Below are 23,680 nucleotides of genomic sequence, written 5' to 3' on the forward strand. Positions count from 1 at the left end.
TAGAAGAAAATAGACCAAGGTGGTGAGCCTTGGTCCTTTTTTAATCCTTTATAATTGTCCCGTGATTTTCTGGGTTGTTGGTGTTTAGTATTTTTATAGTTATGTTTTTCTTTGCAACGGGGCTTATGGCATCTTCTTGATAGACTTGGGCTCCCTCGCCGATTATTTCCTTTAGCTCTGTGTAGGAAAGCTTGTCAATAGTCTTAGCATCTGGGTCTCTGTTGGGGTCAGATGTCATGATACCATTTACGTCAGTCCAGTTTTCGTAGACCTTGGAGTCAAGAGCATAGGCAATGAGGCTTCCTGTGTAGTCGCTGCCTCCCCTTGTAAATGTTACAATCTTGCCCTCTTTGTCGCTGCCATAGAAGCCTGGGACAACTGCCTTTTTATTTTCTCCAATGTGACTTTGGATTGCCCTCTTGGACTTTTCTATGTCAACTTGTCCCCTCTCGTCAAAGATAATTAGGTCTTTAGCATCGATAAAGTCGTAGTTCAAATATTTGGCAAGGAGCTTGGCATTTAAGTATTCTCCCCTGGACACAATAAAGTCCTTGTCCCTAGAATCTTTTATCTCGTCAAAGACAAATTTCAATTCATCATTCCAAAATTCTTCAAGTCCCAGGTCCTCTGCTATGGACAAAAACCTGTTTTTAATTTTTTCTACTTGCTTGTCACGAGTTAAGTTCTGTACTTCCAACTCTTCTTCAAGGGACTTGATAATTTCCCTAACTTCTTCAATCCTCAAGTTTTTATCAGAAAGAGAAATCAATTCGTCAGTGATCTTTGTATCCTTTTTAAACCTTCTTCCCGGTGCAGAAACCACAATTACATCCCTGTCCTCCTTGGAGAAGATGATTTTCTTCACCTTTGCAAATTGTCCTGCATCCTTTAGGGAGCTGCCGCCAAATTTTGAAACTGATTTGCCCTCAATGCTGTCAATGGCAAAAGGAGTTTCTTGGTAGACACAATAGTTGAGCCAGTTGGAGAAGAAGAGGTTGCCCGCAGACCTCCACCTAATTTTTATGTCCTTCTTAGGGTCGTTGTCTTCATAATAATTTATTGGTGGGCTGATCTTTTTGCCTTGAGAAAGGTCCCTGATGTACTCATTGTGGAGGGTGTCCTTGTCGTATTCCCAGTGGCCAAAGTTAAAGACGAACCTATTGTCCTTAGTTGTCACAAGGGATACTCCAGTGTCAGGTCTTGCCGCAAGGACTTCCAAGTCAGAAAAGTCTTCAAAGTCTTCGACGTCAACATAAGTGTGTCTTGATGTTGGAACCAAGAAGCTATCATCAAATCCCTTTACAATTTTATTTTCTTTTAGCTTGTCAAACTCAAATACTCCAAAGATTTTTTCATCGCTAAGCTTGTGCTCAATCTTGTAGTAGTGGTAGAGGGCAGCTTGGGCAGACCAGCAGATAAACATTGTGGAGTATACATTCTTCTTGGCGAATTCAAAAATTGTCTTTAGCTCGTCCCAGTATTTTATTTTTTCATAGGCTAGGGTCTCAATGGGCGCCCCAGTAATTATCATGGCGTCATACTTGTTGTTTTTTATGTCATCGTAAGTCTTGTAAAAGGACTTCAACCTCTTAGTGTCGGAGTTGTTTGGGTCATAGGACTCCATCCTAACAAGGTCAATATTAATTTGAAGGGCTGTGTTTGAAAGCATCCTCAAGAGTTGTAACTCAGTTTCTTCCTTCTTGGGCATCAAGTTTACAATGGCAATGCTAAGGGGCCTTATGTCCTGCTTAATGGCAGAGGAATCCCTCATTGTAAAAATATTCTCTCTTTGTAAAACTTCTTCAACGATTAAATCTCTTGGTATTATTAACGGCATTTCTATTCTCCTCTTTTTTTATTTGTACTTGAGGAAGGAAGACAATAAAAAAAGCTTCCATCCATAAAGGACGAAAGCTATTTCGTGTTACCACCTTAATTCTCTTACAACTCGCGTTGAAAGACTCTTCAAGTACTATCATACTCTATCGCTATAACGGGCGCGCCCGTGCCTATCTAAATATCGATAGACCCTCAAGAAGGACCATGTTCTCCTAATCTTCTTCTACTTCTCTCACCAAACGAAGCTCTCTTTAATCAGTCAAAAAGGATACTCTTCCTCTTATTGAGTTATTTTTTATTATAATAGCATCAAAATTTTTTTATGTCAATTAGTAAAAATTTGTAAGTTTTAAATTATATGAGTTCATAATTTTTTATGACCTCATAAGTTCTTATCACTTTACAGCTCTTTATGACTTCATAACTTCTTATCACCTTACAACTTCTTATCAACTTATACCATATTATGACTTCACAGTTTATTATAAACTTAGACTTATCTCCTACTTTGTAAGCTATTAAAACTTATTGATTTCTCATAACCCTATAAATACCACAAAAAAAGAGAGGCTCTTGCCTCCCTTTTATTAGTATAGTTAGAATTTATTTTTAAGCTTCTTTCTTAATTACATCGATTATAGAACCATCTCTGTATTCTACAACTGCAACTACTTCGTCAGAGAATTCAACTTCTTCAGGTTTACCTGTAAGTTTTTCTGCCATTTCTTGTAGTTCCTTGATGTCCTTAAGTTCAATTCCAGCCTTTTGGAATTTTTCGATTAAGTCTTGTCTCTTTGGATTTACAGAAATACCATAGTCAGTACAGATTACGTCAACAGATTCTCCTGGTGTACAAACTGTTGTAACCTTGTCTTTGACAATTGGATTTCTTGATCTTACAAGCGGTGCAAGTATAAGTGACATTTCTGCACCTGGTGCTGTATCTTGGTGACCACCAACTGCTTGGTTGATAACTCCGTCTGATCTTGTCATTACGTTTACGTTGAAGTCAGTGTCAACTTCAAGAGCTCCAAGTAATACAAAGTCAAGAGTGTTAACTGCAGGAGTTGGGTTGTTAGGGTTTGCGTAAGATGATGCAGTTTGTTCAAAGTGTTTTGGATTTTCACGAATTGATCTTACTGCGTCAAGGTCAAAGGATTGTGTATCGTAGATACCATCGATTAGACCTTCTTCAAGCATTGTTACCATATAACCTGTGATTCCACCAAGGGCCATTGATGCCTTGATGCCATCTTTTTTCATTTCTTCACGAAGAAGTTTTGCTACTGCAAGAGTTGAACCTGCTGCACCAGTTTGGAATCTAAATCCATCTTTATAAAGTCCAGATGCCTTGATTGCCTTAACTGCGTTGTTAGCAATTAATAGGTCACGTGGGTTGTCGTTAAATCTAATTGATCCAGAAACAATTCCCTTTGGATCACCAATTGCATCAACTTCTACAACATAGTCAACATACATCATGCCAATTGAAGCAGGAATATTTGGGAATGGTACAAGGTTATCTGTGATTGCAATTACACAATCAGCATACTGTGCGTCAACAATTGCATAACCAAGTGATCCACAAGCTGCCTTTCCTTCTCGACCATTAATGTTTCCATATTCGTCACAAGCTGGTGCTGCAAGGAAAGCTACGTCAATATGAAGTTCTCCATCTTCGATAGCTCTTGCACGTCCACCGTGGGAACGAATGATACAAGGTTTTTTAAGGATACCTTGTGAAATTTTTTCTCCAAGTTCTCCTCTTAGTCCAGATGATTGAATTCCAGTGATAACACCTTCTTCAATTAGTGGAATTAGTTTGTCGTGGCATGGTGAAAGTGATGATGGAGCAAGTGTTAGGTCCTTGATGCCCATATCAGCAATAACTTTCATAACCATATTTACAACATAGTCACCATTTCTTAGGTGGTGGTGGAAGGAAATTGTCATTCCATCCTTAAGTCCACTTTTCTTAACAGCTTCTTCAATAGAACCTAGAAGTTTTTTCTCACTTCTATTTCCATATCTGATTTTTGGAGAAGCCTTTCTTTCAGTTCTAAGATATTTGCCTTCGCCTTTGAAAGGAACAAGTTCGCCAATGCCTTCAAGGTATTCAGGGATATCTCTTCCTACTGCGTTTTTATTATAGTTCATCAATATCCTCCTTCTTTAGCACTCCACTTGCAACTGCAAGGTCTAGAACTCTTTGTGCTCCAGCAATAACTGGATAGTCAACCATTTTTCCGTCAACTGTAATAACTCCAGAGCCCTTTCTTTCAGCTTCCTTTGAACCGGCTATAATTCTTAGTGACTTAGTAATGTCCTTTTCAGTTGGTGTGTAAACTTCATTTACAACAGCAATTTGTTTAGGGTGAATTACAGACTTACCATCAAAGCCAAGGTCCTTTATAAATTGAACTTCTTCTCTAAAGGCATCCATGTCGCTTAAGTTTGTGTTAACTGTATCGAAACAAGCAATGCCTGCATTTCTTGCTGCAAGTACAATTTGACTTCTTGCTGCGAAAAGTTCCCAACCGTGTTTAGACCTTTGAGTCTTTAGGTTAGTAACATAGTCAGCTGCACCAAGAGCAATACCCATCATTCTTGGTGATGCCTTAGCAATATCAACTGCATTAATAACTCCAGTTGGAGATTCAATAGCTGCCATCATTAGGGTTCTACCTTGGCAACCCATTTCTTCTTCAACTTCTGTTATTATTTCATCTACATCTATAACATCTTGAGCAGTTTCTGACTTTGGTAGTCTGATAACATCTACCCCAGCCTTTACAACTGCCTTAATATCTTCACGTCCAAAAGGTGTATCAAGGGCGTTAATTCTTACAACAACTTCAGTTTTTCCGTAGTCTAGAGTTTTTAGTGCATTGTAAACTAAAAATCTTGCCGCGTCTTTTTGATTTATGCTCGTAGCATCTTCAAGGTCGATCATAATTGAATCAGGACCATAGATGTGAGCATCAGTGATGTTTGCAGGGTTGTTACCTGGAAGAAACATCATTGTTCTTCTTAATCTCTCTTTCAAAATATCAGCTCCAATTATATTCTGTGCTTTCAGCTGCTCTAAAACATGCTGCTGCTACTCTTGCTTTAATTGTGTAGTCCAAGGCACCCTTGTCTACTGCAGTAACTTTTGCATTTTCTACATCTAATTCTTTTAAAGTTTCTCTTATAACTTTTTCAATTTGTTTACCAAATTGTTTTTTTACTGAACTTTCCAGTTCAATAGATATGCCGTTTCCATCGTCAACAGTGATTAAAATATCATTTGACTCAAGAGTTCCGGCCATGGCTTCTTTTTTTAGTTTCAAAAAAATCCCTCCTAGTCTACATGAGCGTTCCAAAGAGTATTGATCCTATGACTAGTATTATACCTCCACCAAGTCTTGATGAAAGTTGTGCATAAGAAATTAAATCCATTCTGTCAGCTGCTCCAAGAACTGCCAAGTCACCAGATCCACCTCTGTTTGCCATACATAGACCTGCTGTAACAGCAGAGTCAACAAAGAAAAATCCTACAAGGTGTCCAACAAGTCCTGAACCAATTACAGCACCAACAACAATTAAAAATGCCATAACAACATTACCAAAAGTAATTGCAGCTATAAGTTCATTAAGGTCAGTTTCAACACCAACACCAACCATAATTAAGATTACAATGTTTTTAGTGAAGAAAGATTGAACTTCTTTTGCAGCTTGTCTAAGTGATCCTGGAACAAGTCCAAGTCCATTAGCAAGAGCAACAATAATAATCATAAAAGCAAATGGGTGAATTGGCACTGAAGGAACAAGTGGATCCCAAATCTTATCAGCTACAAGCCTACCTAATTGATAGAAAGTAAGACCCATTAAGATTGCTCCAGCATAGTCCTTTAATTGTGTTGTGAATTTTTCTTCATTTTGTTCAATTTCAGGAGCTGATCTCATAAGAGTTTTCTTGTCTCCTGTAAGACCCTTTCTTGCTTCACCAATCTTATTTAAAATACCACCAGCAATAATAGCGAAGATATTTGCAATTGTAAGAATTGAAATAGCAAATCCATAGTAGTTTGCAGCAGCATCTCCTGTAACTCTTTCATAAATTTGACTTAGTGGAACTGCACCTGCACCGTTACCTCCACCCATTACAGGAAGAACGTATTTTAAAATAGTGTTTGCTGGAGAAACTCCAAAGAAAAGTCCTCCAATGATACCAAGAATGGCAGCACCTAAAACTCCACCAAGGATTGCTGGAATATATCCTGCAAAAGACTTGATCATAAGGTCTCTATTAAGTCCAAGAAGTGAACCAGAGATAAGCATTATGATAAAGAAGTTTAATACTCCCATAGGCTTTGAGTTAACAGATGAAATAAGTTCTACATATTCTTCTGGTATAACATGCAGATAAACTAAAATTGCTGTACCCAAGAAGGCAAGAACAAGTCCACCACCAACATAAGTGTTCCAAATTGGAATCCTCTCACCAATTTCATATAAAATAATACCTATTGCGAACATCAGGGCAACTCCGCCCGCTAAATCCTCTGACAAAACTCCCATATATGTTGCAATAAAAACAATTGCAGATAAAACCAATAACATTGGAAGATTAAGTCCAAAATATTTTTTCTTCAATAGAAAAACCTCCTTTTTTCTATGATACCCCAGAAAGGCTTTCTTATTCAAGATGTTAACCCGATGAATTCGCCATCTTGCGCAAACATAAAATTGTTATAGTAACAAATTTAATTTGTGGTATCGATTTACTTTTGCTAATATATTTTACTCAACTATATTGTGTTTTTATATAACTTTAATCTATTAAATTATTTGTAAATGTCTTATACTATAATTAATAAATATTTTCATCTACGACAATTTGATCAGACCTTTTTTGTCTATCAAGTTTTAATTTTTTACTTATCAAGGAGGTTTTTATGAAAAAGTTTAGTAGGCTTTTATTTGTTCTTTTATTGGCTTCTTGTCTTTTAACTCCTAGCTCTCTTTTGGCAAAGGGTATGAGTGACAATAACGAAAAAATTGAGACCTTGCAAAAAGCTGGAATCATTACTGGTTATCCTGATGGCAGCCTTGGACTAGATAAGCCCATCACTCGTGCTGAAATTGCTGTAATTCTTACAAAAATAAAGGGCGAGCTTGTTGAAAAAAATGACCAGCAAAGTTTTAATGATGTGGGCAAGGGTCATTGGGCAAAGTTTTATGTTGAAAATGCCAGCCAAATAAAAAATCCACAGGGCATATCTGCTATTGTTGGATACCCTGATGGATCCTTCAAGCCTTCTAATCAAATCACTTACGCTGAGATTTTAAAAATTTTAGTTGCGGCAAGTAAGTCGGACTTAACACCTGCTGACGTGAAGGAATCTACTTGGCCATCATCTTGGATAGCTTGGGCAAATTCCATGGGGATAATTGGTCCTAATAGTGGGATTGAAAACCCTGAGCCAAATAAATTTGCTCCTCGTGGTCATGTCTTTACAATGGTCTATAACGCCATGTCAGATGATATCAATAAGATTGAAACCAAGGCTCCAGAAAATATAAATGAAAAAACTAAGGAGCTTCCTAAAGAAATTAAAATAGAAAACACTGATGGCAAAAAGGCAGCTGTTGATAGTGAGATTGTAAATATAGATTCCTTTAACAAGGGAGTAACTTTTAACCACGACTTGTTCCATCAAGAATTTTTAAAGTTAATTAATGCTGACAGACAAAACTTGGGGTGTGATCCACTTGAATGGGCTGATGATTTAACTAAGGGTGCATCAACTCGTTCTGAAGAGCTTGTAGCAAATGGATCTATTGATGTAAATGGAAAATTTCACCGACGCTTAGATGGTCGACCATGGCAAACTTCTTTAGATTATCTTGAGCCTCAAATTTCTACAACTACTAACGGTGAAAATCTTGTTGAGATTATCAATTCTTCTAGTAATGGAAATATTGCACCTAAGACTCGAAAATTTTTAACTGATGAAAAGTTCATGGCAAAGACTCTCTATGATTTGTGGTGGAATTCACCTGGCCATCGTGACAACATGATGAATCCAAAATTTAAATATTTAAATCTTCAGCTTCGTCTTGGCGATCACGCAAAAAATGTTGACAAGGGTAAGAGGACTTTCTACTTTGTTGGAACAACTCATTTCAGAGGCGACTACAAATAAAAAATAATCCCCAAGAATTTATTTCTTCTTGGGGACTTTTTTATGATTTCTTGCAAGATTATTTAGCAAAATTTCAAAAATTTTTTGAGGGCTATTCCATTGTCTCTTTAATAATTTCTCTTACTCTCTCTTCAAGTTCCTTTAGGTCGTGCCTTTCTTCCTTGATGCAGGTCCTTGCTGTGTCGCCACAAATTATGCACTTCCTCTCTGGAAGTCCCAGGGATGATCTTGAAATTTGTGAGAAGTCCTTATCGTAGATGTCCAGGTCCAGGAGTCTTCCTCCCATTGATTCTTCTTCAACTTCCATCATTAGTTTTTTTATAACACATCCATCGCCATCAAGGACAGCAAGGTACTCCATGCCTGTGACTAAATTTTGATAGTCTTCAAATAAAATTTTTATTTTATTTTCTTCCAAAAGATTTTTAATCTTCTCTACATATTTTTTGTGAAAGCTTACTGCTTCTTCAAAGTTTTTGTCTTCGCCAGGAATGTTTAACATAAAGGAAAGGACTGGGGCCTTATAGCTTTCTGTCAGATCCTTGATCTTGTAATATCTTTTTTCCTTGGCCTCCAGCATCCTATTCATGGCAAGTATCTTAGAGTCTATCATTTATTATCCTCTGTCCTTCTTCTGACTTTAGAGCTTTGATTGTTGCTTCTGGCAAAAATCTATAAGCTTCTTCAAATTTTCTTTCCTTTAAAAGAGCCCTAACTTTTGAGGCAGAAATTATTTCATTGTCCAGACTTGTCCTTGGAATTTCTACGACCTCTAGGCCATATTCTGGCAAGATTCTTTCCATGGTCTCGTTGTAATTTTTCGTAACCACATCCCTGTCTTCGCTTCCCACAAATCTCTTTTTTATATTTAAGGCTTTTGCAAAGTATCTTCCAAAGATTTTCGTGTCAAGTTCTGAATAGGCCTTTAGAATTGTTTTTTCGTCCTTATAAAAATATGTTGGGAAGGTGTTTTTTGAAATAATATAGTCGTTGCCAGGGTGAACTATGACGTCCTCATACTCTTCCAACTCTTCCTTAACAATTTTGTACCTAAAGTCGTAGGGGAAGGTAGACCCGTCCTCCTCTACCATAAAGATGTGTAAGAGGTCAGTTTGTTTTCTCGCTTCGTTAATTAAATAGAGATGACCCTTGGTCATGGGGTTGGCGTTAATAACAATTGCGCCAGACTCCCTCTGGTCTTCAATATTTTTTAAGAGCTTGTGAAGTTCTTCTATCTTATTGTCTAAGAGGGCAACATCTTCTGTCTCTTCAACTAGAGAAAACCCAAAGTCTGCAAAAATCTTAATGTTTTTTGGCTTTGTAAAGATGAAGAGATGATTATTCCCAATCTCGTATTGATGATCAAGGAGCCTTGTGATTATTGAATTTGTAATTCCCATGCCTTGGTAGGCTGGGTCAATGGCAAAGCACTTTAGGACCCTACCCGCACAAGATCCAGTCCCAACAATTTTGTCGCCGTCAAGTGCCACAAGAGTGTAGTCCACGTCCCTCTCATAGTTTATGTCAAAGTCTTTCAAGAATTTCTCAATATTCTTCTTTTCAAATTTCATAACTTGTCTATAATCAATCAATGTTTCCCTCCAAGAGATAAAAATACAGGGTGAGGATCAAAAAGTCGGCACAGCCTCCTGGACTTAGGTTTCTCCTCTTGTACTCCTCATTTATTTTTTGGATTTCTCTCATTCCATCTTCATTTTCGTACAATTTATTTTCAAGGACACGACTCGAAGTTTTTTTCAAAAATTCTAGACCCTCAAGCCCTCCTCTTTTGATTATGTTTGAGTCCTCGATAAGGGACATGAAATAAAATAGGGTACCAGTGAGGGCGTAGTCAAAATTTGTCTTCTTCTCAGCTTCCTTTAAGAAGTCAAGTCCCATAAGGGCCTTCTTAAAACCTTCTTCAGCCTCTTCCCTTATTCCCTTTAGTCCATATTTTTTGTAATTTTTTTCGCCATGGGTTTCTGCCTTTTCAATTTTCAATTCATTGCTTATGCCACGATTTAGGTAAGCCACTCGGTCAATTACTTTCTCAAAAGAAAAGTCTTCTTTTCTCATTTCTATTGCACTTGCATAAACCATGAGACCAAGAGAAAAAATAATTCCCTTGTGAGTGTTGGCTCCGCCAGTTACTGCTTTCATCTTGTCTTCGTAAAGCTTTCCATATTCTCTAAGCTCCAAGAAGTCCTCTCCCTTAGATTTTTCTCCAAGCTCGTAGGAAATCTTGAAGTAGTCGTAGAGGACTAGGGATGACTTCAAGAAGTCCATGTAGTCCATGTCGTCATGGGCTCCCACATCTATTAGGCTAACAAGTCCTGGCTTGGGACTTAAGGATACCTCGTAGATGAGAGCGTAGCTAGCAAGTCTTGCGATTTTATCTGAATTTAACATAATCCCTCCGACTTCATTATAATAAATAAAAAATCTTTCATCTACTTTTTTATTTTTGTGTGAGTTACATCCTATTTTTGTCAACAAAAAAGAGAGGTCTAGGCCTCTCAATTTTTATTTTAAAGTATTCAATTTATTTTGATCTTAATTTCAAAAATTTTTACGCTTATATAAAATCAAATTAAAATTGTGAGTCGTTGTATCTTGCCTTGTAGACATAGGCGTTTTGATTTAAGGCTGTTAAGATTTGACCTTGGTGATCCTTGTCCTTGGTGTCAATAATAATGCTGACGATCATGGAGTCTATTGTTTCCCCAACTAGGTCTACATTTTGATAAATTTGAACTATGTTGGCTCCTTGCTCTTCAAGAAGTCCTGATATCTTAGTGAGTTGTCCTGGTTGATCATCTAACTTAATCCTAAGTTCCATTCGCCTGTTGGTCTTATAAAGTCCCTTTTCAATAACCTTTGAAACTCGAGTGACGTCGATGTTTCCACCAGATAGGACGCAGCAAACTTTTTTGCCCTTGTGGTTGAACTTCCTATACATAAGGGCTGCAACTGTGGATGCAGCTGCTCCTTCCGTAATGATTTTGTTGTCCTCAAGAAGGGTTAAGATTGCAGAAGAAACTTCTCCTTCAGTTACAAGAACTATGTCGTCTACATATTCCTTTACCATCTCGTATGTAATTTCTCCTGGAGTCTTAACTGCAATTCCATCAGCAATTGTTGATCCACCCTTAACTGTTAAGATTTTTCCTTCCTTAATAGATTCATACATTGATGGAGAAATTTTTGTTTGAACTCCAATTATCTTTATTTCTGGCTTAATAGACTTGGCTGCAAGGGCAACTCCAGATATAAGACCACCACCGCCAATTGGCACAACTATAATGTCAGCGTCTGGCAGCTCTTCTAAGATTTCTAGTCCAACTGTACCTTGACCTGCAATAATTTTTTCATCATCAAAGGGCGCAATAAAAGTGTAACCTTCTTCTTCAGATAATTTTTTTGCAAAGGCTGCTGCATCGTCAAAGGAATCTTTAACAAGTTCTACTTCTGCCCCATAATTTCTTGTTGCCTTTACCTTGGATAGGGGTGCGTGATAAGGCATGCAGATAACAGACTTTATCCCTCTCTCGCTAGCTGACTTGGCAACACCTTGGGCGTGGTTACCTGCTGAGCAAGCTACAACTCCTCTTTCTGCTTCCTCATCTGATAGGGTTGCAATCTTGTTGTAAGCTCCCCTAAGTTTAAAAGATCCAGTGTCTTGTAGGACTTCAACCTTTAGATAGATGTCTTCTCCAAGGTTTGGTGCATAGACTACAGGAGTTTCCTTGATATGACTCCTTAGTCTTTCTCTGGCTTCGTAAACTTCTTTCACGTCCATTCTACTCACCTTCTTTTTTATGATGGACAATACTTACAAATTTATCTCCTTCTAAAATTTTTCTAACTCTTTTTTCAAAATCCATGCGGCTCATCCAAACAACTCTATCACAACCCAGGCACTTTAATTTCATATCGGCGCCCTTTCTTGCTATTTCCCACTTGTTTTCACCACATGGGTGCCCCTTCTTTAGGGTTACTATATCGCCTAGTTCATAGTAAAGCATGATCATCTTCTCCTTTTATAAACTTATTCCTAATCATAGGAGACTTAATATTTTCTCTCTGCATTGTTTTTAAAATCTCGGACCTAAGAGCAAACTCAAGGTCGTATTGTCTGCCCTGCCTTGTGTAGTAAACAAGGGCCATCTTGTAGGCATCTTTTCCATTTTCAGTAACTCCCCACAAGTTTGGTCCAATAACCATGTCTTCGTGGTCCCTATACTTTTCTATAGCTGCCTTAATTTTTTCTTCCACAAAGTCTGGGTCGCAAGAATTGTCTAGGTAAAATTCAATTTTTGTCCTGATGTTTGCCCTTTCCTTGTTGGAAATAATTGAAATGTTGCTGTTGGGAATGACGTGAAGAATCTTGTCAAAGTCACGAATTTTTGTAACCCTAAGTCCCAAGTCCTCTACAACTCCTTCGATGTCGCCAATCTCAACTAGGTCGCCAACAGAGTATTGGTCTTCAAAAATTATAAAAAAACCATTGATAAAGTCCTTAACAAGACTTTGGGCACCAACACCAATTGCCAGTGAAAACACACCAAGAGTTGCAATAATTGGCGCAATAGAAATGTTAAAGACGCTCATAACTATGGTAACTCCAATAAAAATTAGGATTACCTTGATTATACGTCTGATTAAGTTTGTAACAGTTACAATCCTGTTGTAGGATCCCTTTTCTTTTATCTTATCTGAATTTAATTGTCTTCCAATAAAGGAATCTATTATTTTTAAAATTACAAAAGTTCCAATAACTACAAGGGCAACTACAAGGAGTCTCTCCCAGGATTCAAGACCTCTAAAAGTTGATCTCAGAGCCTGGTCTGCTTCACTTGCAACAGCGTCTGTGTTTTTTTCTATGTTCACTTTTACACCTCTTTATAAGTTGTCTCTATCTTGTTATCATCTTCTCTTATTGTGTTTGTGTTCACAACGGAATAAAGACTTAGGTCGCCATTTCTCAAGGCCCCAATCAAAAGTCCGTTGATCTTAATCTTGTCTAGGGAGTAGCCAAGTCTTGTGTAAAATTCTCCCGAATTTCCAATTTCTCCACCAATATCACTTGGTCCATAGACATAAATTGAGCCAGAAATATTTTCCATCTTGTTGACATTAGCTGCAATTATTTTTTTCTTGCCTGGCTTTAAGATGTAATTGTATTCTGTGATAATTCCTGAGTGAAGAAGGTAGGTCTTCTTGCCTTCCACCAAGACGTCAGAGATATTCGGCACCCTATCCTCATATTTTTTCCCAGAATTCATAAACCTATAAATTGTCTTATCTGTAAGAGCCAAGACTGACCTCTTGTCTCTCTTTAAGTACATGACAACTTCGTGGTTTAAGGCCTGGCTAGTTTTTTCTCCCTTGTTTAGATTATAAATAAGAGAAGAGTAGCCTGTTGTTTCATTTTTTATTTCTGCAACAGAAAGATTTTTCTCGTCAAGGACATCGTGGGCCAAGATTTGATTGCCAGTTCTGTAGATTTCTGTGAGAGTTGAGTCATTGCCCATTAAGTATAGGATTTCATTTTTCTCATCCACTACGTGAAAAATTATATTTGCATTCTCATAACTTATATTAAAGATGTCGCCCTTAACATCTATTGTGGAAAGGAGCTCGCCCATCTCTGAATACATGTGGACCTTGCCAAGGTCCTTTTCATACAAGAAGGCATAGTTGTTGGCAAAGAAGGCCTCAATGTTTTCATCTTCCCTTTGGATCTTCTTTACAATATTTCCTTCCCTGTCTGTTATATATAAAACTGGATCAGCCCATAAAAAGACAGACTTAGATGCAAGGCTAAAGTCCTCTATGGGCTCATTAACACTTACTCCCTTAAGTCTTACTATGGTCCTGTCCTTAGAAAAATTTTTATGGTTAATATATATAAATCCTAAAAATATAAATAACAAAAATAAAATTATTGCGTGATTTTTTTTAATTTTCAAAATACCACTCCCGACTTCATTATAACATTTATACTTTTACTTTTGCATTGAATTGAAATAAAAAAGAGGGCTCTCGGCCCCCTTTAAATTTATTTTTTGTTTAAGATTATTGCTCCTGATAGGACAAAGATAAGTCCCAAGACAATATTTATTGTTAGAGCCTCGCCAAGGACCAAGATGGATAAAATTGTTCCAAAGATTGGAATAAATAATTTATAAATTCCAAACTCGCTGGCGCTGTGAGTCTGAAGGACAAAGGTCCAAATTGTAAAAGCTGTTGCCGATATAAAGGCTCCATAAGATAGCATTAAGAATAGAAGAAAGTCAAAGTTCACATTGGACTTGTGAGTGATGGCTCCAATAATTATTAGTGGCGTTGCTCCAAGTACAAATTGTGATGCAGTTAAGAGAAAGCCATTTAAATTTCTTCCATACTTTCTTATGAGGACACTGGAAAGGGCATTAAAAGTTGTAGCTATAAGGACGAATCCTTCGCCACTTAGTTTAAAGTGAAAGCCTCCCCCTCCTCTTAGGTTTATGATTAAAATACCAATAGACCCAACTATAAGAGCTCCTAGCTTCCTCTTGGTAAACTTCTCTTCCCTAATTAAGAGAACAGAAATCACAACTGTAATAAAAGCGTTGGATGCCTGGATAACTGCTGCAAGAGAACCTAGTGTGTTGGATAGTCCAATATAATAAAACATATACTGGAGGCAAGTTTGCAAAAGTGCCAAGACCAAGATAAGTTTTATATTTATATTTTCTTTTTTAACTTCTTCCTTGTTAAAAAGTCCAAAGTAGATAAAGGTTAAGATCCCCGCCATGAAGAACCTAATCCCTGCTATTAAAATTTTTCCACCTGTGTCGTCTGGCATGATGTTGGCGTGGATGTAAGTTGTCTTTATTAGGGGTATGGCAGAGCCCCACAAGAGCATGGCACAAAGCGAAAATACTATCGCCCATTTCTTTTCTTTTATAAGTTTCATTTTTCCCTCCCATCTCATAATTTTTGTATTTCATAAAAATAAATCTTAATTATTTATGAGATTTAAAAAATAATTTTTAAGCTCTTTATAAGTTTTCAAAATTAATTATTAAATGCAAATAAAAATTTAAATTAAAAAAGGAGGTCGCCCTCCTCTTTCATATTTTATTAAAATTCTTGGATTTTTCTTCTAATGTTTTCTTTAGTGAAACCAAATCTTTCAAAGACTTCAGCACCCTTTCCACTTGCTCCAAAGGTATCAATGGAAATTGCCATACCCTTTATGCCAATGTACTTGTGCCAGCCAAAGGATGAAAGAGCTTCAAGTGAAATCCTCTTAGTGATATTCGATGGAAGAATTTCTTCCTTGTAGTCAGAGGATTGGGCATCAAACATTTCCATAGAAGGCATTGAAACCACACGAACTCCCTTGAGTCCTTCTGCTGCTTCAAGAGCAAGAGAAACTTCTGAACCTGTAGCGATTACAATTTTTTCAAGTTCTCCCTCTTCCTTCTTGATTATATAAGCACCCCTGTAGATATCCCTTGAAGAATTTTCAAGTTGTGGAAGATTTTGTCTTGATAGGGCAAGAACAAAAGGTGTGTTCTTTGAATTAAAGGCAAGGTTAAGTGATGCTGCAGTTTCACGTCCATCAGCAGGTCTTATTACAACAATTCCTGGAATGGACCTTAACATTGCAAGATGTTCTATTGGTTGGTGAGTAGGTCCATCTTCCCCAACTCCAATGGAGTCGTGAGTGAAGATGTAGACATTTGGAAGATTCATAAGGGCTGCAAGTCTAATTGTTGGCTTTAAGTAGTCACTGAAAACCAAGAAAGTTGACGCATAAGTCCTTAGGCCTCCATGAAGAAGGATTCCATTTGTGATTGCACCCATGGCATTTTCGCGAACACCAAAAGTTATATTTCTTCCAAGTCTATTGTCAGCTGAGAAGTATTCTTCTCCCTTTAGCATAGTCTTGTTTGATGGACCAAGGTCAGCTGAACCACCAAAGATGTGGATGTTGTCCTTGGCAATCTTATTTAAAACTTCGCCAGAGATCGCACGAGTTGCCATGTCCTTATCAAAGGAATCGTAGTAGGAGTCTTCTAATAATTCCTTCTTTTCTAAGTTAAAGGCAGCAAGATAGTCCTCATATTCCTTAGGATATTTTTTTGCATACTCTTCTTCAATTTTTTTCTTTTCATTAACCCTTGCAGTGTTTTCTTCCACAATTTTTTGGAAGTGGGCTTTCACATCTTCATCAACATAAAAGTCTTCATCAGGAAGTCCAAAGAATTCACGAGTTGACTTTCTGTCTTCCTTGCCAAGAGGTTCACCGTGAGCCTTTGCAGAGTCTTCTCTTGGTGATCCATATCCAATTTTTGTCTTAACTTCAATAAGTGCAGGCTTGTCAGATTTTTTTGCCTCTTCAATTTTTGCATTAATTTCATCTAAGTCATTTCCATCATGAACTACAAAAGTGTCCCAACCAAGAGCCTTGTACCTGTCACAAACATTTTCTGAGAAGGCAAGGTCAGTTGATCCCTCAATGGAAATTTTATTTGAATCGTAAAGTACGATTAGTTTATCTAATTTAAGTGTGCCAGCTAGTGACGATGCTTCGTTGGAAATTCCTTCCATTAGACATCCATCCCCAACTAGGGCATAAGTGTAGTGGTCAACAAGTTTCAAGTCATCCTTGTTGTAAAGGGCTGCAAGTTTTTCTTCTGCAATAGCCATACCAACTGCCATGGCAATCCCTTGGCCAAGAGGTCCAGTAGTTGCTTCAACACCCCTAGTGTGTCCGTACTCTGGATGGCCTGGTGTTTTCGAGTCAAGTTGTCTAAAGTTCTTTAAGTCATCAAGAGTTAGACCATAGTCAAATAAGTAAAAAAGTGAATACAAAAGAGCAGATCCATGTCCTGCAGAAAGGACAAATCTATCCCTATTCTTCCAATTCAAATCCTTAGAATCTCTCACTAGATGATTCTTAAAAAGAGCATAGGCCATAGGTGCAGCACCAAGGGGTAGACCTGGGTGACCTGAATTTGCATTTTCAATTTGATCAACAGATAGCATTCTCAAAGTATTAACTGCTTTATTTTCGATATTCAAAATTACTCTCCTTACTCAACTGAATTTTTATCTCTCATTACCGCCAACAAAAACTTTGGCAAATCAATTTGCCTCTTAATCCTAGATGGATTTTTTAAAAGCCTATAGAGCCACTCAAGACCAAGCTTTATAAAAATATCTGGGGCCCTATTTGCCCTGCCTGATAAAATATCTAGGACTCCACCATTTCCAATAATGACCTTGGCATTTATATCATCCTTCCATGCGTCAATCCACTTTTCTTGACGAGGAAAACCAAAGCCTACAAAGACAATATCAATGTCCTTGGAATTTATTTCTTTAATTATTTCTTCTTCAGTGCTAGACTTCTCGCCGTCTAGCTTGGAATTGAAATATCCATTGTGAAAACCTGCAACCTTTAGATTCTTATACTTTTCATTGACAGCAGCTGCTGCATCTCTTGCAACACCTTCCTTGCCACCTAAAAAATATAAGTTAAGACCCATCTCATCAGCAAGCTCAAGTAGCTTAATGGATGTGTCAAAACCTGTGACCCTTTCCTTTAAAGGTTTCTTCCTAAGCCTTGATGCGTAGATAAGGCCAATCCCATCAGCAAGGACTAAGTCGCCTGAGTTGACAAGCTTCTTAAGATCTTCGTCCCTCTTAGCTGCCATTACGATTTCAGTATTTGGTGTGTAAATTTTTTTAAGCGAATTCCCCTTTAAGAAGTCCCTTAAAAAATTTTGGCACTCTGAGTTATCAATGTTAAAAATTTCAACTCCAAAAATTTTTACTTTATTCATAAATCTCTCCGCTAATAAGTTTATCACATAGACAAGAGCTTTTCTATTATTTATGTTTTATAAAAATAAATTTTATAATTAATTTGCAAGAAGCTCGCAAGAATAAATTTTAAATTTCTACAAAAAAAGACTACCTCTTACGAGATAGTCAATATGTATGTTGCCCAATTACTTTATCGCCAAGCTAACTTTTATTGCTGCGTCAATCTCTCCTATGACATCCTTGTCGAATTTACCGATCTTCTCTCTCAACCTTTTTTTGTCGATTGTCCTCAGTTGCTCCAAAAGAATCACAGAATTCTTGGGCAACGGAACATCTTTAGCTTTCACATTAACATGGGTTGGTAACTTCGCCTTGTTAAGTTGAGATGTAATTGCAGCTACGATTAAAGTAGGCGAATATTTGTTTCCAATGTCATTTTGAACAACAACTACGGGCCTAACCCCTCCCTGTTCTGATCCAATAACTGGCGACAGGTCGGCATAGAATATGTCCCCTCTTTTTATCATCATAATTTTTCACCTTTTAAGGTAAGAGAGAATTAAAGATTGATCTATGAGCAACCTTTATAACATTCTATCACATTTCTTCTTATTATATACACTAATCGAAAATTTTTTTGACTTTTTTACTTATAAGTTGCCTTACTTTTCTTCAAAAAGTTTAAAGACTGCGCTTAGATTTTCTATTAGGTCCCTTGCCCTTAGGCTGGCCTTTGAATTTTTTCTTGCGTAGATGTCTCCTGAGAGTCCGTGAATATAAACTCCAAGCCTTGCAGCGTCAAACAAGTTGTAATTTTTCATTAGGGCAGAGATTATTCCTGTCAAGACGTCTCCTGATCCTCCTGTTGCCATGCCAGAGTTGCCTGTCCTATTTGTGTAAGTTCTCTCTCCATCTGTGACAAGAGTTTCGTGACCCTTTAGGACTAGGATGACCTTATATTTTTTTGCAAATTCTTCTGCAACTGTCTTGCGATTGTTTTTAATCTCATCCAGAGATAGTCCTGTTAGTCTTGCAAATTCTCCTTCATGTGGTGTTAAAATTGTCGTGAAGTCTTTTCTCTCTTCTAATAAATTTAAATTTTTTGACAAAATATTTAGGCCGTCGGCATCTATCAAAAGATTTTTTTCTATTTTTATTATTCTCTCAAAAACATTTTTTCCATAAGCTCCTAGTCCCATACCTGGTCCCATGGCTACGGCATCAATCCCTTCAAGGAATTTTTCCATTTCCTCTAGGTCGTCAAAGGTTTTTGCTATGGGCTCAATGAATTTTATAGACATGATATCAAAGATTTCTCTTGGGACTATATTATAAACAAGTCCTGCGCCTGCCTTTAGGGCAGCATTTGATGAGAGGTAAGAGGACCCAGTCATGCCCATGGACCCACCTATGATTGCAATTTTTCCAAAGTCTCCCTTGTGGCCAAAGTCGTCCCTATTCTTCCAAAGAGATTTTATTTCTTCATCTAAAATTATTTCTTCTTCATAATTTTTTTTCATAAAGTTTTCTCCATCAAAATTTGCAACAGCCACTGCATAAGACCTTTCGTGGCTAATAGATAAATCAAATTTCATATCAAATACTTCTGCGTAAGGGGCATCTCCCTTGTATTTTATTTTTATGTCCTTAAAAGAAATTTTTCCGATCCCAGTTCCAAGGGCCTTTGCTACTGCTTCCTTTGCAGCAAAAATTCCCCCTGCTCTCTCGTAGGGCTCTTTTCTTTTTTTAATTCTTTCTATCTCATCTTCATTAAAAACCTTGCGAAGAAAATTTTCATTTTCATTCATTAGTTTTTTTATTCTAGAGATTTCTACTATATCTATGCCTAACATCTCATCACCATTGACTTTTATTTTATTTTCGATTATTATAACATAAATAGTATGAATATAAGACGTTGAAGATATACAGTAAGCGAAAGCTGAATTACAATATTGGAGTCTATTGATTTTTGAGGCCTCGGCGAAGAAAGGTGGTACCACGAATGCGTCCTTTCGTTCACGGGGCTCTTTTTATTTTTTTGGAGGAATTTATGGAAAATGTATTCGATATTTTAAGCGAGAGAGGTTACTTAGACCAATGCACTTACGAAGACGAGCTAAAAGAAATGCTTGGCAAGGAATCAGTTCCTTTTTACATTGGCTTTGATGCAACTGCTGACTCTCTAACTCTTGGACACTTTATCCAAATTAGGGTAATGCAACACATGCAAAATGCTGGTCACGTGCCTATAGCTCTACTTGGTGGTGGAACTACAACTATTGGTGACCCATCAGGCAAGTCCGACATGAGATCTCTTATGAACAGGGAAACAATTGACTACAATGCAAGAAGATTTAAGGAACAAATTTCTAGCTTCCTAGATTTTTCTGATGGCAAGGGCTACATTGAAAACAACGCTGACTGGTTAACTAAGTTAAACTTCCTAGAATTTGTAAGAGAAATTGGAATCCACTTCTCTGTTAACAGGATGCTACAATTTGATTGCTACAAGAACAGGATGGAACAAGGACTTACTTTCTTCGAATTTTCTTACATGCTTATGCAATCCTACGACTACCTATACCTATACAGGAAGCATGGCTGTAAGCTAGAAGTTGGTGGATCTGACCAATGGTCCAACATACTTGGTGGTTATGAACTTGTTAGAAAGCTTGAAGGTGACAAAGTTTATGCCATGACTTTTAAACTTCTTACCACTGCGGCTGGAATCAAGATGGGTAAGACTATGGCTGGAGCAATTTGGCTTGACCCAGAAAAGACTACACCTTACGAAATGTTCCAATACCTAAGAAACTGTGACGACAGAGATGTTATTAAGTTCATGAAGCTTCTAACTATGCTTCCACTTGATAAGATTGCTGAATATGAAAAATTAGAAGGCGCTGAAATAAATAAGGCAAAAGAAGTCCTTGCTTACGAAGTTGTAAAAGACGTTCACGGAGAAGAAGCTGCTAAAGCTGCTCTTGATGCATCTCACTCCCTATTTGGTGGCGACAAGGCATCAGAAGACATACCTGCAACTGAATTTGAAGCTGCAAAGTTTGACGAACCTGTGGGTATCCTAAACCTTATGACAGAGCTTGGACTTATCAAGACAAACTCTGAAGGTAGAAGACTTATCACTCAAGGCGGAGTTTCCATTGATGATGAAAAAGTAACTGATCCTAAACTTGAAATCACAAAAGACAACTTCAAGGACGGAGAAATTATTATTAGAAAGGGTAAAAAAGTTTACCACAAGGTTATTATAAAGTGAGGTTAAAATGAATTTAGAACCAAAAAAAGTTTTTGATTATTTTGAAATGTTATCACAAATTCCTAGAGAATCTGGTAACGAAAAGGGAGTTTCTGACTTCCTTAAGAAGTTTGGAGAAGAAAAAGGCTACAAAGTCGTACAAGATGACAGCCTAAATATTATTATGGAAGTGCCCCCTACTAAGGGCATGGAAGATAGACCTAAGGTAATCCTACAAGGTCACATGGACATGGTTTGTGAAAAGGGCAAGGACTCAAAACACAATTTTGAAACTGACCCAATCGAACTTATTGTTGATGGCGATTCTCTTCACGCTAACGACACAACTCTTGGAGCAGACAACGGAATAGGTGTTGCCATGGCAATGGCTCTTGCAGAAGAAGAACACGGTCCATTAAAGATAATCGTAACTGTATCAGAAGAAACTGACATGCACGGTGCAAAGGACCTTGAAGCAAAATATCTTGAAGGCAAGTACCTAATCAACATTGACTCAGAAGAAGAAGGTGTCCTAACAGTTTCATCTGCAGGTGGAAAACTTCTAAAATCAAAGTTTGTCTTTAATGAAGAAACTTACTCTGGCAAGGCCTTTGACCTTCACCTTCATGGCTTCCTTGGTGGCCACTCTGGCATGGAAATTGCCAACAACAGAGGCAACATGATTAAGGTAATAGCTGAAATCCTTAATAAGCTTGATGGAGCAAGACTAATTGACATCAACTGCGGAACAAAACAAAATGCCATCCCAAGAGAAGGTAAGCTTGTCCTTGTAGCAGACGAAAAAGCACTTAAAGAAGCTATAGACTTCGTAAAAGAAAAGTTCAAAGACGTAGCAGGAGAACTTGTTATTGAATGTAAAGAATCTTCTCACGATGGAAAAGTTTTAACTGCTGATGATACAAAGAAACTTGCAAACTATTTATTAGAACTTCCAACTGGTCCACACACTTTCATAAACGAAGCTAAAAAAGTTCTCGAGTCATCATCAAACCTTGCAATAGCAAAAAAAGTTGATAACACAGTAGAAGTTTTCGTTTCACTTAGATTTGCATCCTCTTCACTTTCAGAAGAATTTGGCAAGATTTACTTGGATATAGTTGAAAAATATGGCTGCCAAGGAGAATTCATCAATCCTTATCCAGAATGGGAATACAGAAAAGAATCTGACTTTAGAGAAATCGTAAAGAAAATTTACAAGGAAATCACTGGCAAGGAAATGGAAGAAGAGTTCACTCACGGTGGACTTGAATGTGGTGTCTTCTACAAGAAGAATAGCGACCTTGACATTATCTCCATTGGTCCAGACACTGTTGGAGCTCACACACAAAAGGAAACTCTTTCAATTTCTTCAACTAAGAGAGTTTACGACCATCTTGTAAAAGTTCTAAAGGCTCTTTAATAAAAATAAAAAAATGGCTGTCTTATGGGCAGCCATTTTTTATTGGATTTAATTTATCCTTAAAGAGCATAAAAAAAGAAACCCCTAGGGATTTCTAATATTTCTATAAATTAAATTTTTTAAAAAACTTATAAACTATGGTCTTAACAAATTATGTATGAACTTATAAGTCGCCAGGTCTTCAAAGATTTTTAATTGCAATGACTTCATTTTGATTTAAAATAAGCTGGTCTGTTAGGGCTTCAACAATTAATAAACCTCTGCCATTACACTTTTTTTCTCCGCAATCGTACAAGGAAGTGTCATGGTCGACGCCCCTTCCCTCGTCAGATACAATGATTTTTAAAGAGTCATCCTTTAAGACTAACTTTAAACAGACCTTCTTATTGAGGTCTTCTTGATTGCCATGGACTGCTCCATTTATTACAAGTTCATTTAAAATAACTTTTATATCAAATAATTTTTCTTGGTCAGTAATATAGGGATTTAAATCCATAATGGCTGAATCCAAAAAGCTCTTTATTAGAGATAAATCGCTATTAACAAAACCCTTAAATCTATATAAAGTATCCATAATTCTCACTCCATCTATTAAGAAAATACCCAATAGACCTCCCCTTTAAACCCCAAAAGCTTGATATAGATTAATTTTAAAATTTTACTGTATTATATTTAGCAATTTGTTATAATGTTATTAAGCTTGCAAAAAGCATTAATTTTATTAGGAGGAAAAATAATATGAAAAAATATGAATGTACACTTTGCGGATATATCTATGATCCTGAAGTAGGCGACGAAGATAACGGCGTTGAAGCTGGTACTGCATTTGAAAATCTTCCAGAAGATTGGGTTTGCCCACTTTGTGGAGCTGAAAAATCAGACTTCGAACCTGTTGAATAATAATATTAAGGAAGGCTTAGGCCTTCTTTTTTTGTGTAATTTTTTACAAATTTTTACAAATCTAAAATTTTATCCACAATTTTATTTTTTTATCTACATTTGTGGGCTTTTTTATACTTTTTAATGGGTATCCACAACTTGATTTATATTTTTTATTTTTATTTATCCACAAGACTAGAGATTTTAAAAATAAAAAAAGACCTCAAATGAGAAGTCTTCTCTTGCTTATTAAATTCCATTAAGTTT

General features: G+C 37.0%; 22 protein-coding genes and 1 other annotated feature. Of the genes, 4 read left to right on the forward strand and 18 right to left on the reverse strand.

The window, feature by feature from the left end; all coding sequences use genetic code 11:
* Positions 1-40 precede the first annotated feature (40 nt).
* The 5 genes from M9426_RS04000 to M9426_RS04020 all read right to left on the reverse strand — a co-directional run bounded on the left by M9426_RS04000 (position 41) and on the right by M9426_RS04020 (position 6,477).
* Positions 41-1,837: a homoserine O-acetyltransferase/O-succinyltransferase family protein gene (locus M9426_RS04000; RefSeq protein WP_250342531.1), complete on the reverse strand. Its 1,797-nt coding sequence runs from the start codon at positions 1,835-1,837 to the stop codon at positions 41-43.
* A 63-nt stretch (positions 1,838-1,900) separates the two neighbouring features.
* Positions 1,901-2,132: a binding site (T-box leader), on the reverse strand.
* 316 nt (positions 2,133-2,448) lie between these two features.
* Complete coding sequence (gene citF / locus M9426_RS04005; RefSeq protein WP_250342532.1) at positions 2,449-3,996, reverse strand: citrate lyase subunit alpha; 1,548 nt, start codon at positions 3,994-3,996, stop codon at positions 2,449-2,451.
* A complete protein-coding gene (gene citE, locus M9426_RS04010) occupies positions 3,986-4,885 on the reverse strand; it encodes a citrate (pro-3S)-lyase subunit beta (protein WP_148464791.1) in 900 nt (299 codons plus the stop codon). The genes citF and citE overlap by 11 nt, the downstream gene beginning before the upstream one ends.
* A gap of 4 nt (positions 4,886-4,889) precedes the next feature.
* Positions 4,890-5,171 (reverse strand): citrate lyase acyl carrier protein, encoded by a 282-nt coding sequence (gene citD, locus M9426_RS04015; protein WP_060799845.1) that lies wholly within the window; start codon positions 5,169-5,171, stop codon positions 4,890-4,892.
* A 16-nt stretch (positions 5,172-5,187) separates the two neighbouring features.
* Complete coding sequence (locus tag M9426_RS04020; protein WP_250342533.1) at positions 5,188-6,477, reverse strand: 2-hydroxycarboxylate transporter family protein; 1,290 nt, start codon at positions 6,475-6,477, stop codon at positions 5,188-5,190.
* 302 nt (positions 6,478-6,779) lie between these two features.
* On the opposite strand from M9426_RS04020, the gene M9426_RS04025 reads away from it, so the two are divergent.
* A complete protein-coding gene (locus M9426_RS04025; protein WP_250342534.1) occupies positions 6,780-8,030 on the forward strand; it encodes a CAP and S-layer homology domain-containing protein in 1,251 nt (416 codons plus the stop codon).
* Positions 8,031-8,121: 91 nt separating this feature from the next.
* On the opposite strand, the gene citX is transcribed toward M9426_RS04025, so the two are convergent.
* The 12 genes from citX to M9426_RS04085 all read right to left on the reverse strand — a co-directional run bounded on the left by citX (position 8,122) and on the right by M9426_RS04085 (position 19,708).
* On the reverse strand, positions 8,122-8,643 hold the full coding sequence (gene citX / locus M9426_RS04030) for a citrate lyase holo-[acyl-carrier protein] synthase (RefSeq protein ID WP_250342535.1): 522 nt from the start codon (positions 8,641-8,643) through the stop codon (positions 8,122-8,124).
* Positions 8,630-9,622 (reverse strand): [citrate (pro-3S)-lyase] ligase, encoded by a 993-nt coding sequence (gene citC, locus M9426_RS04035; RefSeq protein ID WP_250342536.1) that lies wholly within the window; start codon positions 9,620-9,622, stop codon positions 8,630-8,632. Before citC ends, citX begins: the two co-directional genes overlap by 14 nt.
* A complete protein-coding gene (locus M9426_RS04040) occupies positions 9,615-10,439 on the reverse strand; it encodes a triphosphoribosyl-dephospho-CoA synthase (protein WP_250342537.1) in 825 nt (274 codons plus the stop codon). Before M9426_RS04040 ends, citC begins: the two co-directional genes overlap by 8 nt.
* Before the next feature lie 181 nt (positions 10,440-10,620).
* Positions 10,621-11,829, reverse strand: coding sequence for a threonine ammonia-lyase (gene ilvA / locus M9426_RS04045; RefSeq protein ID WP_250342538.1), 1,209 nt, complete (start codon positions 11,827-11,829; stop codon positions 10,621-10,623).
* 1 nt (position 11,830) lies between these two features.
* Complete coding sequence (locus M9426_RS04050; protein ID WP_005957132.1) at positions 11,831-12,055, reverse strand: DUF951 domain-containing protein; 225 nt, start codon at positions 12,053-12,055, stop codon at positions 11,831-11,833.
* On the reverse strand, positions 12,042-12,920 hold the full coding sequence (locus M9426_RS04055) for a mechanosensitive ion channel family protein (RefSeq protein WP_250342539.1): 879 nt from the start codon (positions 12,918-12,920) through the stop codon (positions 12,042-12,044). The genes M9426_RS04050 and M9426_RS04055 overlap by 14 nt, the downstream gene beginning before the upstream one ends.
* A 2-nt stretch (positions 12,921-12,922) precedes the next feature.
* A complete protein-coding gene (locus tag M9426_RS04060) occupies positions 12,923-14,002 on the reverse strand; it encodes a hypothetical protein (RefSeq protein ID WP_250342540.1) in 1,080 nt (359 codons plus the stop codon).
* A gap of 89 nt (positions 14,003-14,091) precedes the next feature.
* Positions 14,092-14,991, reverse strand: coding sequence for a DMT family transporter (locus tag M9426_RS04065; protein WP_250342541.1), 900 nt, complete (start codon positions 14,989-14,991; stop codon positions 14,092-14,094).
* A gap of 167 nt (positions 14,992-15,158) precedes the next feature.
* Complete coding sequence (gene tkt / locus M9426_RS04070) at positions 15,159-17,108, reverse strand: transketolase (RefSeq protein ID WP_250342542.1); 1,950 nt, start codon at positions 17,106-17,108, stop codon at positions 15,159-15,161.
* Between the two features lie 11 nt (positions 17,109-17,119).
* Positions 17,120-17,872, reverse strand: a complete 753-nt coding sequence (locus tag M9426_RS04075) for a WecB/TagA/CpsF family glycosyltransferase (protein ID WP_250342543.1) — start codon at positions 17,870-17,872, stop codon at positions 17,120-17,122.
* Between the two features lie 168 nt (positions 17,873-18,040).
* Complete coding sequence (locus M9426_RS04080) at positions 18,041-18,385, reverse strand: type II toxin-antitoxin system PemK/MazF family toxin (RefSeq protein WP_005956990.1); 345 nt, start codon at positions 18,383-18,385, stop codon at positions 18,041-18,043.
* Between the two features lie 132 nt (positions 18,386-18,517).
* Entirely contained in the window at positions 18,518-19,708 is a 1,191-nt protein-coding gene (locus tag M9426_RS04085; RefSeq protein ID WP_250342544.1) for an NAD(P)H-hydrate dehydratase, read from the reverse strand.
* A gap of 200 nt (positions 19,709-19,908) precedes the next feature.
* On the opposite strand from M9426_RS04085, the gene tyrS reads away from it, so the two are divergent.
* Together tyrS and pepD are read left to right on the forward strand one after the other, a co-directional pair.
* On the forward strand, positions 19,909-21,135 hold the full coding sequence (gene tyrS, locus M9426_RS04090; RefSeq protein WP_250342545.1) for a tyrosine--tRNA ligase: 1,227 nt from the start codon (positions 19,909-19,911) through the stop codon (positions 21,133-21,135).
* A 7-nt stretch (positions 21,136-21,142) separates the two neighbouring features.
* Positions 21,143-22,534, forward strand: a complete 1,392-nt coding sequence (pepD, locus tag M9426_RS04095) for a beta-Ala-His dipeptidase (RefSeq protein ID WP_250342546.1) — start codon at positions 21,143-21,145, stop codon at positions 22,532-22,534.
* Positions 22,535-22,715: 181 nt separating this feature from the next.
* Here the strand turns inward: pepD and M9426_RS04100 are convergent, their stop codons facing one another.
* Positions 22,716-23,108: an ATP-binding protein gene (locus M9426_RS04100; RefSeq protein ID WP_040541653.1), complete on the reverse strand. Its 393-nt coding sequence runs from the start codon at positions 23,106-23,108 to the stop codon at positions 22,716-22,718.
* 164 nt (positions 23,109-23,272) lie between these two features.
* On the opposite strand from M9426_RS04100, the gene rd reads away from it, so the two are divergent.
* On the forward strand, positions 23,273-23,434 hold the full coding sequence (gene rd / locus M9426_RS04105) for a rubredoxin (protein ID WP_005957017.1): 162 nt from the start codon (positions 23,273-23,275) through the stop codon (positions 23,432-23,434).
* The last annotated feature ends 246 nt before the right edge of the window (positions 23,435-23,680 follow it).

Source organism: Peptoniphilus genitalis (genome assembly GCF_023614525.1).
GTDB classification, from domain to species: Bacteria; Bacillota; Clostridia; order Tissierellales; family Peptoniphilaceae; genus Peptoniphilus_A; species Peptoniphilus_A genitalis.

Coding starts and splice junctions, on each gene's coding strand:
- citX (WP_250342535.1), bottom strand. CDS start 8,643: ATGATAGACTCTAAGATACTTGCCATGAATAGGATGCTGGAGGCCAAG.
- M9426_RS04085 (WP_250342544.1), bottom strand. CDS start 19,708: ATGTTAGGCATAGATATAGTAGAAATCTCTAGAATAAAAAAACTAATG.
- pepD (WP_250342546.1), top strand. CDS start 21,143: ATGAATTTAGAACCAAAAAAAGTTTTTGATTATTTTGAAATGTTATCA.
- M9426_RS04040 (WP_250342537.1), bottom strand. CDS start 10,439: ATGTTAAATTCAGATAAAATCGCAAGACTTGCTAGCTACGCTCTCATC.
- tyrS (WP_250342545.1), top strand. CDS start 19,909: ATGGAAAATGTATTCGATATTTTAAGCGAGAGAGGTTACTTAGACCAA.
- M9426_RS04050 (WP_005957132.1), bottom strand. CDS start 12,055: ATGCTTTACTATGAACTAGGCGATATAGTAACCCTAAAGAAGGGGCAC.
- M9426_RS04100 (WP_040541653.1), bottom strand. CDS start 23,108: ATGGATACTTTATATAGATTTAAGGGTTTTGTTAATAGCGATTTATCT.
- ilvA (WP_250342538.1), bottom strand. CDS start 11,829: ATGGACGTGAAAGAAGTTTACGAAGCCAGAGAAAGACTAAGGAGTCAT.
- M9426_RS04075 (WP_250342543.1), bottom strand. CDS start 17,872: ATGAATAAAGTAAAAATTTTTGGAGTTGAAATTTTTAACATTGATAAC.
- M9426_RS04080 (WP_005956990.1), bottom strand. CDS start 18,385: ATGATGATAAAAAGAGGGGACATATTCTATGCCGACCTGTCGCCAGTT.
- citF (WP_250342532.1), bottom strand. CDS start 3,996: ATGAACTATAATAAAAACGCAGTAGGAAGAGATATCCCTGAATACCTT.
- M9426_RS04065 (WP_250342541.1), bottom strand. CDS start 14,991: ATGAAACTTATAAAAGAAAAGAAATGGGCGATAGTATTTTCGCTTTGT.
- M9426_RS04025 (WP_250342534.1), top strand. CDS start 6,780: ATGAAAAAGTTTAGTAGGCTTTTATTTGTTCTTTTATTGGCTTCTTGT.
- rd (WP_005957017.1), top strand. CDS start 23,273: ATGAAAAAATATGAATGTACACTTTGCGGATATATCTATGATCCTGAA.
- M9426_RS04000 (WP_250342531.1), bottom strand. CDS start 1,837: ATGCCGTTAATAATACCAAGAGATTTAATCGTTGAAGAAGTTTTACAA.